The organism is Arthrobacter sp. 05T442 (assembly GCF_056395945.1).
This window is the reverse complement of record NZ_JBFTKM010000002.1, coordinates 50,799-63,541: the sequence shown is the minus strand read 5'-3', so window position 1 is coordinate 63,541 and position 12,743 is coordinate 50,799. Positions and strand designations below refer to the sequence as shown.

The following is a 12,743-nucleotide window of genomic DNA, read 5'->3' as shown; positions in this document are numbered from 1 at the left end:
CCACGGACGCCCGGGGCTGGGGACTCGGGCGCGTCGCGGGGCCCGTGCCGGCCCGGGGCCCCTTGGGGAGTCGTGCGCCCGCGGGGGCCGGGGGCCGCGGCGGCCCGGGAACCCGGTCGCGTCAGAGCCCGTACTCCTCGAGCAGGCGGAGCCAGACCTCGCTGATCGTGGGGTAGGAGGGCACGGCGTGCCACAGCCGGTCCAGGGGTACTTCGCCCACGATCGCGATCGTCGCTGCGTGCAGGAGTTCGGCCACATCGGGACCGGCAAAGGTGGCGCCCAGCAGGACCTTGCGGTCCTCGTCGATCACCAGCTGGGCCCAGCCCTCGTAGTGCTCGGAGTGCAGTGAGGAGCCGGCCACCTGGATGGGAAGCTCCACGGAGGAAACGCTGAGGCCGTCCTTTTGCGCCTGGTCTACCGTCCGGCCGACATTGGCCAGTTCGGGATCGGTGAACACCACGTTGGGAACCGCGTGGTCATAGGCGGTCCCGGCGAAGCGGCTCCACGGAGCGGGCTCGCCGCGCAGCTCCCCCTTGGCGCGGGCGGCAATGGCGTCGCCGGTGGCCCGGGCGCCGTACTTGCCCTGGTGGGTCAGCAGGGCCTTTCCGGCGGCGTCGCCCGCTGCATAGAGCCATGGTCCGGCGCTGCCGTCCGGTTCCGTCGAGTTGTCGGTTGCCTGCTGGACTAGGCCAGTGGAATCGGTGGCGAGACGGAGGGGCCGCCCCTCGGCGGCGGCAAGTCCAACGCTTTCCAGGCCGATACCTTCCAGGGCGGGGTGCCGGCCGGTGGCAACAAGCAGTTTGTCGGCAGTTACGGTGGCGCCGCCGTCGAGCACCAGCGTGAACGAGCCGTCGTCATTCTCGCTGACGCTTCGGGTGCCGGTGTGGAGGTGGAGTTCAACGCCGTCGGCGCGCAGGCCGGCTGCGACCAGTTTGGCGGCCGGCTCGGGGAAGGCGCCCAGGAGCCCGCCGCGGGCCACCAGGGTCACGGCAGCCCCGAGGCGCGCGAAGGCCTGGGCGAGTTCGACGCCGGCCACGCCGCCGCCGAGCACGGCCAGCCGGTCGGGGATCTCGCGGGCGGACGTTGCCTCCCGGGTGGTCCAGTACTCAAGATCGGCTAGCCCGTCGACGGGCGGCAGGTTGGGGGCGGAGCCCGTTGCCACCACGACTGCGTGCCGGGCCGAGAGCGAGTAGCTGTTGCCGTCCAGGCCTGCCACCTCCACCTTCCGCGGGGCGGTGAGCCAGCCGTGGCCGCGGATCAGTTCGATCCCGGTGTCCTCGACCCACTTGGCCTGGCCGTCATCCTGCCAGTTCGCAGTGAAGTAGTCCCGGCGTTTCAGCACGGCGGCGGCATCCAGGGTGCGGGTCACGGCCTGTTCTGCACCCGGGACGGTCTGCGCGCCATGAAGGGCCGTGCCGGGCCGCAGCAGCGCCTTCGACGGCATGCACGCCCAGTAGGAGCATTCACCGCCCACAAGTTCCGCCTCCACCAGCACCGCGGTCAGGCCGCCCCGGACCACGCGGTCCGCCACGTTCTCTCCCACGGCGCCTGCGCCGATCACGATGACATCGAATTCCCGCTGCTGTGCCGTCATGGCAACAGCCTACGCCGGGGCTCTGGGCGGTTCCGGGGGTGCGCCTCTTTCCACCGGGACTCTGGGCAGGCCGGTGGGCCTTCGCTACTGTAGGGAGCACAGATGGGGGAGGGGAAGCTCTGTGACAGCAGCCAATATTGTGCCTCAGGCGCGGTTTAGCGCGCAGGCCAGGCTTCGCGCTTTGCAGGAGGAGATCATGGAGCTGATCCTGGAGCGCGGGCTTGTTGCCGGGGATCCGCTGCCCACCGAGAACGAGCTGTCCGCAGCACTCGGCGTAGGGCGCAACACGTTGCGGGAATCGCTGAAGGTACTTCAGGCCCTGGGTGTCATAGAGATCCGCCATGGGTTCGGCATGTTCGTGGCGCAGTCCAATTTCGATGCCTTGACCGACGGGCTCACGTTCCGTGCACGGTTGTCGCTGCGGCACCACGGGCAGGAAGCCTTGCAGATCCTGGACGTCCGGCAAGCCTTGGAATCGGGGCTGGTCGGCGCCGCCATGGAACAGATAACCCCGCAGCAACTGGCGGCCGTTGAGGAGTCCGTGCGCCGGATGGAGGCGCTGGCCGGTGCCGGGGAGCAGTTCGTTGAAGCCGACGCGGAATTTCACCGCCGGCTGTTTGAACCGCTGGATAATGACCTGCTGAAAAGTCTGATGGTCGTCTTTTGGAAGGTCCACCGCAGGATCCACGTCGAACTTGGCGGCACGGACGCTGTCGACCTCACGGCGGCCGCTGTGCTGCACCGGGACATCTACGAGGCCGTTGCCACGTCTGACAAGGTGCTGGCTGCCGAGCGGCTCAGCAGCCACTTTGACGGGGTGCGCCGCCGCATCATGCAGTTTGGTTCCGGGGCCTGAGCCCCCGGACGTAAGCCGCCGGATCGCGGAGCCGTTTATACCCAAGGCGCAGCACGCGTCTATGCGGGTCCTTGAGCGGGCGTGCCTGAACACTGGTGCTTGAACAGGCGCGCTCAAAACAAAAAAGATCCGCACCGGCGGACCGGTGCGGATCTTTTGTTCTGTGCGCCCAGAGGGATTCGAACCCCCGGCCTTCTGTTCCGTAGACAGACGCTCTATCCAGCTGAGCTATGGGCGCATTCTCGGCTCGTGGAGAACTTCTCGCTCCCCGAACCTCGAATTACTTTACGCGAGGGGGGACCCAGTTACAAATCGAAACACGTGTAATCTGGACGACTAGACCGGTCTAGGTGACCTTAGTCACTTAATGTGGTCTTGCGGGCCGGATGTTTCCCTGAATTCACGCGGATTTTGGGTCCCGGCGGCCCGGTCATCCCACATCCTGGCCCGAAATGAGGTCCGGCGCGAGCCCTAGCATTTAGGACACACGACTGAACCCGAGGAAGGGAACCGTAATGGGAGATCTGGCGCGACTGCCGTTGCTTGAAAAAGCACCCACCACACATGCTGCACTGCTGGCATGGGTTGAAGAGGTAGCTGAACTGACCCAGCCGGACCGTATCCACTGGGTTGACGGTTCCGAGCAGGAAAACACCCGGCTCACGGACGAGCTCGTCGCTGCCGGTACCTTGACCCGCCTCAACGAGAAGCTGTTCCCCAAGTCCTTCGCGGCATTCTCCGATCCCGCCGATGTGGCCCGCGTTGAAGAGCAGACCTTCATCTGCTCCGAGAACGAACGCGATGCCGGCTTCACCAACAACTGGATGGCGCCGGCGCAGATGAAGGAAAAGCTGCGCAGCCTGTTCGCCGGGTCCATGCGCGGCCGCACCATGTACGTCATCCCGTTCGTCATGGGCCACCTTGACGCCGAGGATCCCAAGTTCGGCGTGGAAATCACCGACAGCGCCTACGTTGTTGCCTCGATGCGCATCATGGCCAAGATCGGCACCGAGGTCCTGGACCGCATCACCGCCACGAACGCGTTCTTCGTCCCGGCCCTGCACTCCCTCGGCGCCCCGCTGGCGCCCGGCCAGGCCGACGTCGCCTGGCCGTGCAACCCGGACAAATGGATCGTGCACTTCCCCGAAGAGCGCTCCATCTGGTCCTTCGGCTCCGGCTACGGCGGCAACGCCCTCCTGGGCAAGAAGTGCTACGCCCTGCGCATCGCCTCGGTGATGGCCCGCGATGAGGGCTGGCTGGCCGAGCACATGCTCATCCTCAAGCTCACCTCCCCCGAGCAGAAGAAGTACTACGTTTCCGCGGCGTTCCCCTCGGCCTGCGGCAAGACCAACCTCGCCCTGCTGGATCCGACCATCGAAGGCTGGGAAGTCGAAACCCTCGGAGACGACATCACCTGGATGCGGATCGGCAAGGAAGGCGAGCTGCGCGCCACCAACCCGGAGGCCGGCCTGTTCGGCGTCGCTCCCGGCACCGGCTGGGGTACCAACCCCAACGCCATGCGCGCCATCGCCAAGGGCCACAGCATCTTCACCAACGTTGCCCTGACGGACGACGGCGGTGTGTGGTGGGAAGGCATGACCGATGAGGTCCCGGCGCACCTGACCGACTGGCAGGGCAACTCCTGGACTCCGGACTCGGACAAGCCTGCCGCACACCCGAACTCCCGCTTCTGCACGCCGATTGACCAGATCGACATGCTGGCCGAGGAGTACTACAGCCCCGACGGCGTGGAGCTCTCCGCGATCCTCTTCGGCGGCCGCCGCAAGACCACGGTGCCCCTCGTGACCGAGGCCCGCAGCTGGACCAACGGCATCTTCATGGGATCGACACTCTCCTCGGAGACCACGGCCGCGGCCGCCGGACAGGTCGGCGTGCTGCGCCGCGACCCGATGGCCATGCTGCCCTTCATCGGCTACGACGCCGGCGACTACCTGAAGCACTGGATCAGCGTCTCGTCCAAGGCCAACCCGGCCCGTCTGCCCAAGATTTTCCTGGTCAACTGGTTCCGACGCACGGCCGACGGCGGCTTCGCCTGGCCCGGCTTCGGCGACAACGCCCGCGTCCTCAAATGGGCCATCGAGCGCATCGAAGGCAAGGCGGACGCCGTCGAGACCCCCATCGGCTTCGTGCCGGCCGGCCACTCGCTGGACCTCACCGGCCTGGACCTGACCCACGCCCACGTAGAGGACGCCGTCCGCGTCGACCGCGAGGAGTGGGACACCGAGCTGGCCTCCATCGAGGAGTGGTACGCGAAGTTCGGCGACTCCCTGCCCGAGGCCCTGCGCTCAGAGCTCGAAAGCCTGAAGGAACGCATGGCGGCCCACTAGCGTCCCGCTGAAAAGACGACGGCGGCCCCGCACCTTGCGAAAGGTGCGGGGCCGCCGTCGTACCTACCGCCGTCCTGGACCGTGCGCCGCGTGGGCCGCCTGGGACGCCTGGGCCGCGTGGGCAGATCAGGGCGAATGACGGCGGCCGCGTGGGCAGATCAGGGCGAATGACGTCCGCGCATCCGCCCTGATCTGCCCATCAGCCGGGCCGGGACTTCGGTCCCTAGGCCGCGTTCCGGACGGATGTAGCCGCGCCCCCGAACCGCCCGCCGCCAGCGAGGCTTCAGGAGTTCCTCCCAACGAGAAGGGCCCCGCACCCTGCGAAAGGTGCGGGGCCGCCGTCTTACTCTCATCGATTGCTCCGCACCGGCCCTTTTGACCCCTGAAAAGGGCGGTTGCGGAGCAGTGGACGAGTACGTTAGCTGGCGAGCCAGATGTCCGGGCCGAAGACCTCGTAGTGGATCTTGGTGGCCGGGATGCCGGCGTTGATGGCCTCGTTGCGGATGTTCTTCATAAACGGCAACGGTCCGCACAGGTACAGGGAAGCGTTTGCCGGGAGGTCCACCTCGCGGAGGGACATGAAGCCCTGCTTGGCACCGGCGACCGGCTGCTCGAGCCAGAGCTGGAGGTCGGCCCCTTCGAGGCGTTCGACGTCATCCGTCATCTGGGAGCGCAGCGCCCAGCTGTCCAGGGTGCTTTCCGCGTGCAGGACCAGGACCTGGCGGTCCGAGCCCGACTCGGCGAGGGAGCGCAGGATGGACGCGGTGGGCGTGCAGCCGATGCCCGCCGAGGCCAGGACGACCGGGCCGTCGCCTTCCTTGAGCGTGATTTCGCCGTAGGGGTTGGAGATCTCGAGGACGTCGCCGACCTCCACGGTGTTGTGCAGCACGGGGGAGACCTCGCCGCCGTCGTCGAGCTTGGTGGTGAAGCTGCGGCTCGTCCCGGCGTCGCCGGAGAGTGAGTACTGGCGGACCTGGCGGAGCCCGTCCGGGAGGACCACCTTCACGCTGACGTACTGGCCCGGGAGCGCGGGCGTGACGGGGGTATCGTCGGCCGGTACCAGGGTGAAGGTCATGGAGCCCGTGCCGGCTGGAGCCTTGGCGGCGACCTTCCAGGGAGTCCACATCTCGCCGTTGGCCTGGGCTGCGTAGAGGCCCTTTTCAAGCTTGATGAGCGCGTCGGCCATCAGCCAGTACACCTCGGTCCAGGCCTCGGCGATTTCCGGGGTGATGACCTCGGCCAGGTCTTCGGCGATGGCAGCGAAAAGGTGCTCGTAGACCACCTGGTACTGCGGCTCGGTGATGCCGAGGGAGGCGTGGCGGTGGGCGATGCGGGACAACACAGTCTCCGGCAGAGTGCCCGGGTTGCTCACGAGGTGGCTCGCGAAAGCGGCGATGCTCCCGGCCAGGGCCTGCTGCTGGTTACCGTTGCGCTGGTTCGAGCGGCTGAACAGCCCGTCCAGCAGCTCGGGGTGCGCGGCGAAGAGGCGGGCGTAGAACTTGGGGGTGATCTCCCCGATGCGGGAACCGACCAGCGGCAGGGTGGCCTCGATGACGGGGAAGGACTTGTCCGAGAGCATGCTGACTCCTGAGATAGTGGCCCGGCGTCTTCAACCGGGCCGCGATGAATACCTGCATTTGGAATACGAGTATTTATATCTCTGTTCTACAGGGCGTAGAAAAGTTATCCAAATCGGCGGATTTCCCGGGCGCGGCGGCCGGAGACAATCGGGGTGCCGCGGGGTGCAGTAAGGCAGGGGGCCGAGGTGTGGGGCAGCGGTGTGCCGTGTGGCAGGGTGCCGTGGGTCAGCGGTGCGGGGGTGAGCCCTAGAGCCCGGGGCGCAGCCCGATTGACTGCAGGACCGGGGCCATCTGCCGGGACGTGGGCAGGGATGCGACGACGATGTCATCGAGCTCGCGGTAGAAGGCCTCGCGGGCCCGGGCCAGGGCGCCGCGGAGGCGGCATTCGGTGATGAGGGGACATGTCCCGCCGGTGCCGATGCAGTCGGCCGGGTCCAGGCGGGTGTCCAGTTGCCGCAGGAGCTGTCCCACGGTGGCGCCGCGGCCGGCGCGGCTGAGGCGCGAGCCGCCGTTGCGGCCGCGCTCGACGTCGATCATCCCCAGTTCACGCAGCTTCGCCATCGCCTTGCTGACGTGGTTGTAGGGCGTGCCGACGGCGTCGGCGATGCTCTGGGTGGTCAGCAGGCCGCCGTCGGGAGCGGCCGCGAGCACCATCATGGCTCGCAGGCTGACGTCCGCGAACGCGTTGATCTTCATGACATCAGCTTACGGCCGGTCTAGTCCACCCAGACGACGGCTTCGTTGGTATCGGCGGACAGCTGGCCGAACTCCAACTCGTGCGTCGCGGGATTCGGAGCGTAGGGAAGGACCGCGGCGAAGACGGAACCGTCCCGGTGTTCGGCGGCGACGTGGATGGCGTCCGAGTCTTCCTCCAGCAGCGTGATGTCGCAGACGACGGCCGCGGCACGGAAGTCCTCCCGGTTCTGCCGGAGCAGCTCGTTGAGGTCGCGGATCATCGAGTCGGCATCGAAATCGGCGTCCTCTCCGTCCGCCGCATCGGCCGGGGTCACGGCGACCAGCCGGACCTCGCCGTCGTTCTCGACGACCAGCGCGAACGGCAGGAAACCGCCGTTGCGTTCCAGTTGCTCCTGCGCGGCCCCGACGCCGGTCCCGAGCAGGTTCTCCAGGTCGGTGGCACTGGCTTCGGGCACCGAATCGCGCCAGGAGGCGTGACGGTCTGTGGCTGGTTTGGAGGTTTTCGCCATGGCTTAGCCCCGGACCAGCGCCAGGACGCGGTCACGAACGCGTTCCATGGTGGCGGTGTCCGTGGCTTCGACGTTCAGGCGCAGGAACGGCTCGGTGTTGGAGGGGCGCAGGTTGAACCAGTAGCTGCCGTCCGTGGCGATGAAGGTGCTGCCGTCCAGGTAGTCGACCTCGACGTCCTCGGCGTGGAAGTCGTCCCGGACCCGCTCCACGGCCGCGGTCTTGTTCTCGATCTCGGAGTTGATCTCGCCGGAGGACATGTAGGGCTCGTATTCGCGGCCGAGTTCGGACAGCGGACCGTCCTGCTCGCCGAGCGCCGCGAGCACGTGCATGGCGGCCAGCATCCCGGTGTCCGCGTTCCAGAAGTCGCGGAAGTAGAAGTGGGCCGAGTGCTCGCCGCCGAAGATGGCACCTTCCGCGGCCATGACGGCCTTGATGAAGGAGTGGCCCACGCGCGTGCGGACGGCGCGGCCGCCGTGGCGCTCCACGAGTTCGGGCACGGCGCGGGATGTCAGCAGGTTGTGGATGACGGTCGGGTTTTCCTCGCCGAGGCCCTGGGCACGGGCAATCTCGCGGCGCGCCACCATGCCGGTGACGGCCGACGGCGAGACGGGGTCGCCGTTCTCGTCGATGACGAAGCAACGGTCGGCGTCGCCGTCGAAGGCCAAGCCGATGTCGGCGCCGTGCTCGACGACGGCGGCCTGCAGATCGCGCAGGTTCGCCGGTTCCAGCGGGTTGGCCGGGTGATTCGGGAAGGACCCGTCGAGCTCGAAGTACAGCGGGACGATTTCGAGGGGGAGCTTGGGCAGCAGGGCATCGCCCAGGACGGCCGGGGTCGTCATGCCGGCCATGCCGTTGCCGGCGTCCACGACGACCTTGAGCGGCCGCGATCCCCGGAGGTCCACCAGGCTGCGCAGGTACTCGGAATAGCCCCTGAGCACATCGTGGACACTGATCAGGCCACGGGTTCCGCGGGCAGGGATGGTGCCGGTGTTCAGGTATTCCTCGGCGAGGGCCTGGATTTCCTTGAGCCCGGTTTCGGAGGAGATCGGCACAGCGCCTGCCTTGGCCATCTTGATGCCGTTATATTCGGCCGGGTTGTGGCTCGCCGTGAACGTGGCGCCGGCCGCGTTGAGGGCGCCGCAGGCGTAGTAGAGCTCGTCGGTGGAGATCAGGTCCAGCAGCTGGACGTTGGCACCGCGCGTGGCGGCCCCGTTGGCGAAGGCCTTGGTGAACTCGGGGGAGGAGGGGCGCATGTCGCCGCCCACCAGCACGGTCTGGCCCGCGAGGTCCAGTACGTCGACGAACGCAGCACCGACGGCTTCGACGATTTCCGCGGTGATGGATTCGCCCACAATTCCGCGCACGTCGTAGGCCTTGAACGAAGCCGAGAGGTCAAAAGTCTTTGTCTTGTCCGTAGTCACGCGTCTTATCTTACGGTGCAGTGTCTCGGTTCAAAGGGAATGCCCCTATGAGCCTGGCGGCCGTCCCTGGGGAGCGGGTTGTCCACATGGCGGGGCAGGGGCTGCGTGAGCGTCGGAGCAGGCTGGGATACTGAATCAATGGCCAATAACCAGAACGCTTCAGTCCTTTCCGATTCCGTCCCTTCGCCCGCACCTGCTTCCGCGGCCGGTTCTGCGGGAAACCCCGGGACGCGGGAACAGGCCCAGGAAGTACTGCGGGAGCTCGTCGGCCGCCCGGAGGCCGAGTTCCATGACGGCCAGTTTGAGGCCATTGAGGCGCTGGTCGACGGCGGCCGACGGGCCCTGGTGGTGCAGCGCACCGGCTGGGGGAAGTCGGCCGTGTACTTCGTCGCCTCCCTGCTGCTGCGGCGCCGCGGCGCCGGACCCACACTGATCGTCTCCCCGCTGCTGGCGCTTATGCGGGACCAGGTGGCTGCCGCCGCACGGGCCGGGGTCCGGGCCGTGGCCATCAACTCCGCCAACCAGCTGGAGTGGGACTCCGTCCGCGAGCAGCTCGCCGCTGACGAGGTGGACGTCCTGCTGGTGTCCCCGGAGCGGCTCACCAATCCGTCCTTCCGCGAGAACCAGCTGCCCGAGCTCATCCGCCGCACCGGTCTGCTGGTGATTGATGAGGCCCACTGCATTTCGGACTGGGGCCACGATTTCCGCCCTGACTACCGGCGCATCGCGGACCTGATCACCCGGCTGCCGGACACCGTGCCGGTCCTCGCCACAACGGCCACCGCCAACTCCCGCGTGGTCCATGACATCGAGGAGCAGCTCGGCGCGGGGGTGCTGACCATCCGCGGCGCACTGGGCCGCGAGTCCCTGCGCCTGGGGGTATTGAACCTGCCGGATTCCCGCCAGCGACTGGGCTGGCTGTTGACCCACCTTTCGGACCTGCCCGGCAGCGGCATCATCTACACCCTGACAGTCTCCGCAGCCGAGGACACCGCCCGGCTCCTGGCCGAGGCCGGCCACGAGGTGCTCGCCTACACCGGCCGCACCGACCCGGCCGACCGGGAACGCGCCGAGCAGCTCCTGAAGGACAACCAGGCCAAGGCCCTCGTGGCCACTTCGGCGCTCGGGATGGGCTTCGACAAGCCGGACCTCGGGTTCGTGGTGCACCTGGGGGCGCCGTCGTCTCCCGTTGCCTACTACCAGCAGGTGGGCCGTGCCGGGCGCGGGGCCGCGAATGCCGACGTCCTGCTGCTGCCCGGCTCCGAGGACCGGGACATCTGGCAGTACTTTGCGACCGCGTCCATGCCTTCGGAGGAGAAGGCCGCCGCCGTGCTGACTGCCCTCGCGGAGGCCGGGACCGCGGTGTCCACGGTGGCGCTCGAGGCCCGCGTTGACCTGCGCCGGACCCCGCTGGAGCTGCTGCTGAAGGTGCTCGCGGTGGACGGGGCGGTCGAGCGCGTCGGCGGCGGCTGGCGCTCCACCGGCCAGCCGTGGACGTACGACGCCGAGCGGTACAGCCGGATCGCGGAGGCCCGTGTGGACGAGCAGGATTCCATGGTGATCTACCAGGACACAGCCGGCTGCAGGATGGAGTACATCACCTCGGTCCTGGACGATGAAACGGCCCACGCCTGCGGACGGTGCGACAACTGCGCCGGGCGCTGGTTCCCCGCCGACATCGCCGAGGCCGCCAGGGAAGCTGCCGGCCAGACGCTGAGCCGCGCCGGCGTCGTCCTGGAACCGCGGCTGCAGTGGCCCAGCGGCATGGACCGCCTGGGTGTGAGCGTGAAGGGCAAGATCAAACCCGAGGAAAGCCTCGCCAACGGAAGGGTGCTCGCGCGCCTGACGGACCTGGGCTGGGGCGGTGCCCTCCGGGAGGCCTTCGCTGCCGGCGCGCCGGACCGGGCCGTGGACCCGGGAATGCTGCAGGCCTGTGTCCAGGTGCTGCGCGAATGGGGGACCGGCGGCGCCCGCACCCCGGGCTGGAGCGGAGCAGGTCGTCCCGCCGCCATCATCAGCATCCCCTCGCGGGGCAAACCGGAGCTGGTGGATTCCCTGGCCCGGGGCATATCGGACATCGGCCGCATCCCTTACCTCGGCCAGCTGCAGCTCCAACACGGCGGACCCACGGGCGGCCGCGGCGGCAACAGCGCCTACCGGCTCGCCGGGGTCTGGGACCGCTTGGTCGTGGGGCAGGAACTGGAATCGGCACTGGCCGGAATCCAGGGCCAAAGCGTGATGCTCATTGACGATCTCGTGGACAGCCGCTGGACCGTCACCATCGCCGGACGGGCGCTCAGGCTCGCGGGCGCCGGGGCGGTGCTGCCGCTGGTTCTTGGCCAGGCCGGCTGACCGCGGCTCCGGCATGGCGGGGCAGGGTCAGGCTGTCCACGGTGCTCAGGAGCATGAGGGCGGCAATGGCCAGGAACGCGCCGCGGTACGGTGCGGCCGGATCCGCCTCCCCCGCCGCCGTGCCGGGAAGCGTGCCCGCGAGCGTGCCCGCTGCGCTGAAGATCCGCAGGAACAGGGCGCCGATGGCGATCCCGGTCCCGGCGGCGAGCTGGACCAGGGTGGCGGAGATGGCGTTGGCGGACGGCAGCTGGGCCGGAACGACGTCGGCGTACTGCACGGAGGCGTAGGCCGAGAATCCGATGGACCGGAAGGCTCCGCTGGCCACCAGCAGCGCGACGATCAGCGGCTCCGGAGTTCCGGCGTCGAGCAGGGCGCACAGCGCAAAGGTCGCTGCCGAGGCGAGCGAGGCAAACACAAGGACGGGCCTGAATCCGACGCGGCGGATGATGGGCGTCGTGGCCGGCTTGATGCCGATGTTGCCCACGAACACGGCGGCCACCATGATGCCTGCATGCAGGGGGTCCCAGCCGAAGCCGTTCTGGAACATCAGCGGCAGCAGGAACGGCACGGAGCTGATGGTCAGGCGGTAGATGAAGCCGCCGGTGGCTGTCGAGCGGAAGGTCCTCGTGGCGAAGACGGACAGGTTGAAGAGCGGGGCCCGGGCCCGCCGCATCCACGCCACCGCTCCGGCCAGGAACACCACTCCCGCGGCGACGACCACGGCTGCCGGTGTCCCGGAAGGATGGCCGCCCGCGAGTTCCAGTCCCACGACCAGCGCGCCGACGCCGAGGGTGGTCAGCGCCAGGCCCGCCCAGTCCAGGCGGCGGGTGCCGTCAGCCGCGCCGGCCGGGACCAGGCGCAGGGCGGCCGCAAACGCCGCCAGGCCCAGCGGGATGTTGACCAGGAAAATCCAGTGCCAGGACAGGTATGTGGTCAGGGCGCCGCCTACGAGGGGTGCTAGGACCGGTGCCAGCAGCCCGGGCCACACCAGATAAGCCGTGGCCTGCAGCAGGTCCTTCTTCGGGGTCCCCCGGAGCACCACCAAGGTGCCCACAGGAACCATCATGGCTCCGCCGGCGCCCTGCAGCACCCGGCTCAGGGTCAGGAGGGGGAGGTCCTGGCTGAGCGCGCACAGCAGGGACGCCGCGGTGAACGTGGCGATGGCCAGGCAGATGACCCGGCGGGCGCCGAGGCGCTCCGCCAGCCAGCCGCTGATGGGAATCCCCATCGCCACGGTCATCAGATAGGCCGTCATGGTGATGTTGACGTCGGCGGCCGCCACCGAGAAATCCTTGGCGATGCTGGGAATGGCAGTAGTGAGGACGGTCCCGTCCAGGAACTCCATGAAGAATGTCGCCGCCACCAGAAGGGCCAGCCGCGGGCTCC

At 68.4% G+C, this 12,743-nt stretch carries 9 protein-coding genes and 1 tRNA gene; 3 read left to right on the top strand and 7 right to left on the bottom strand.

All coding sequences use genetic code 11. The annotated features are described in order from the left end of the window. Nucleotides 1-121: 121 nt before the first annotated feature. On the bottom strand, nucleotides 122-1,594 hold the full coding sequence (locus AC1DES_RS03395) for a dihydrolipoyl dehydrogenase family protein (protein ID WP_476894273.1): 1,473 nt from the start codon (nucleotides 1,592-1,594) through the stop codon (nucleotides 122-124). Between the two features lie 121 nt (nucleotides 1,595-1,715). Here AC1DES_RS03395 and AC1DES_RS03390 point away from each other — a divergent pair, with 121 nt between their 5' ends. Further along, complete coding sequence (locus AC1DES_RS03390; RefSeq protein WP_476894272.1) at nucleotides 1,716-2,450, top strand: FadR/GntR family transcriptional regulator; 735 nt, start codon at nucleotides 1,716-1,718, stop codon at nucleotides 2,448-2,450. A 164-nt stretch (nucleotides 2,451-2,614) separates the two neighbouring features. Here AC1DES_RS03390 and AC1DES_RS03385 read toward each other — a convergent pair. Continuing rightward, a tRNA-Arg gene (locus tag AC1DES_RS03385) sits at nucleotides 2,615-2,688 on the bottom strand. A gap of 277 nt (nucleotides 2,689-2,965) precedes the next feature. Between AC1DES_RS03385 and AC1DES_RS03380 the strand changes: the two genes are divergently transcribed. After that, nucleotides 2,966-4,798, top strand: coding sequence for a phosphoenolpyruvate carboxykinase (GTP) (locus AC1DES_RS03380; protein WP_476894271.1), 1,833 nt, complete (start codon nucleotides 2,966-2,968; stop codon nucleotides 4,796-4,798). A gap of 418 nt (nucleotides 4,799-5,216) precedes the next feature. On the opposite strand, the gene AC1DES_RS03375 is transcribed toward AC1DES_RS03380, so the two are convergent. The 4 genes from AC1DES_RS03375 to AC1DES_RS03360 form a co-directional block, all read right to left on the bottom strand. Continuing rightward, nucleotides 5,217-6,377 (bottom strand): globin domain-containing protein, encoded by a 1,161-nt coding sequence (locus AC1DES_RS03375; RefSeq protein WP_476894270.1) that lies wholly within the window; start codon nucleotides 6,375-6,377, stop codon nucleotides 5,217-5,219. 247 nt (nucleotides 6,378-6,624) lie between these two features. Next, nucleotides 6,625-7,074, bottom strand: a complete 450-nt coding sequence (locus AC1DES_RS03370) for an RrF2 family transcriptional regulator (RefSeq protein ID WP_476894269.1) — start codon at nucleotides 7,072-7,074, stop codon at nucleotides 6,625-6,627. A 20-nt stretch (nucleotides 7,075-7,094) separates the two neighbouring features. Continuing rightward, complete coding sequence (locus AC1DES_RS03365) at nucleotides 7,095-7,583, bottom strand: hypothetical protein (protein WP_476894268.1); 489 nt, start codon at nucleotides 7,581-7,583, stop codon at nucleotides 7,095-7,097. A gap of 3 nt (nucleotides 7,584-7,586) precedes the next feature. After that, the gene (locus AC1DES_RS03360; protein ID WP_476894267.1) at nucleotides 7,587-9,005 is read right to left on the bottom strand and encodes a phosphomannomutase/phosphoglucomutase; all 1,419 of its coding nucleotides are present in this window, start codon (nucleotides 9,003-9,005) and stop codon (nucleotides 7,587-7,589) included. Nucleotides 9,006-9,143: 138 nt separating this feature from the next. Here AC1DES_RS03360 and AC1DES_RS03355 point away from each other — a divergent pair, with 138 nt between their 5' ends. Further along, nucleotides 9,144-11,357 (top strand): RecQ family ATP-dependent DNA helicase, encoded by a 2,214-nt coding sequence (locus AC1DES_RS03355; RefSeq protein WP_476894266.1) that lies wholly within the window; start codon nucleotides 9,144-9,146, stop codon nucleotides 11,355-11,357. Here AC1DES_RS03355 and AC1DES_RS03350 read toward each other — a convergent pair. Then, entirely contained in the window at nucleotides 11,302-12,702 is a 1,401-nt protein-coding gene (locus tag AC1DES_RS03350; RefSeq protein ID WP_476894495.1) for an MFS transporter, read from the bottom strand. The two genes, AC1DES_RS03355 and AC1DES_RS03350, sit on opposite strands and share 56 nt — an antisense overlap. Nucleotides 12,703-12,743: the final 41 nt, after the last annotated feature.

Excerpts from the sequence above, each read along its gene's own strand:
- AC1DES_RS03375 (WP_476894270.1), bottom strand. The coding sequence starts at position 6,377 with ATGCTCTCGGACAAGTCCTTCCCCGTCATCGAGGCCACCCTGCCGCTG.
- AC1DES_RS03380 (WP_476894271.1), top strand. The coding sequence starts at position 2,966 with ATGGGAGATCTGGCGCGACTGCCGTTGCTTGAAAAAGCACCCACCACA.
- AC1DES_RS03370 (WP_476894269.1), bottom strand. The coding sequence starts at position 7,074 with ATGAAGATCAACGCGTTCGCGGACGTCAGCCTGCGAGCCATGATGGTG.
- AC1DES_RS03355 (WP_476894266.1), top strand. The coding sequence starts at position 9,144 with ATGGCCAATAACCAGAACGCTTCAGTCCTTTCCGATTCCGTCCCTTCG.
- AC1DES_RS03350 (WP_476894495.1), bottom strand. The coding sequence starts at position 12,702 with ATGGAGTTCCTGGACGGGACCGTCCTCACTACTGCCATTCCCAGCATC.
- AC1DES_RS03365 (WP_476894268.1), bottom strand. The coding sequence starts at position 7,583 with ATGGCGAAAACCTCCAAACCAGCCACAGACCGTCACGCCTCCTGGCGC.
- AC1DES_RS03395 (WP_476894273.1), bottom strand. The coding sequence starts at position 1,594 with ATGACGGCACAGCAGCGGGAATTCGATGTCATCGTGATCGGCGCAGGC.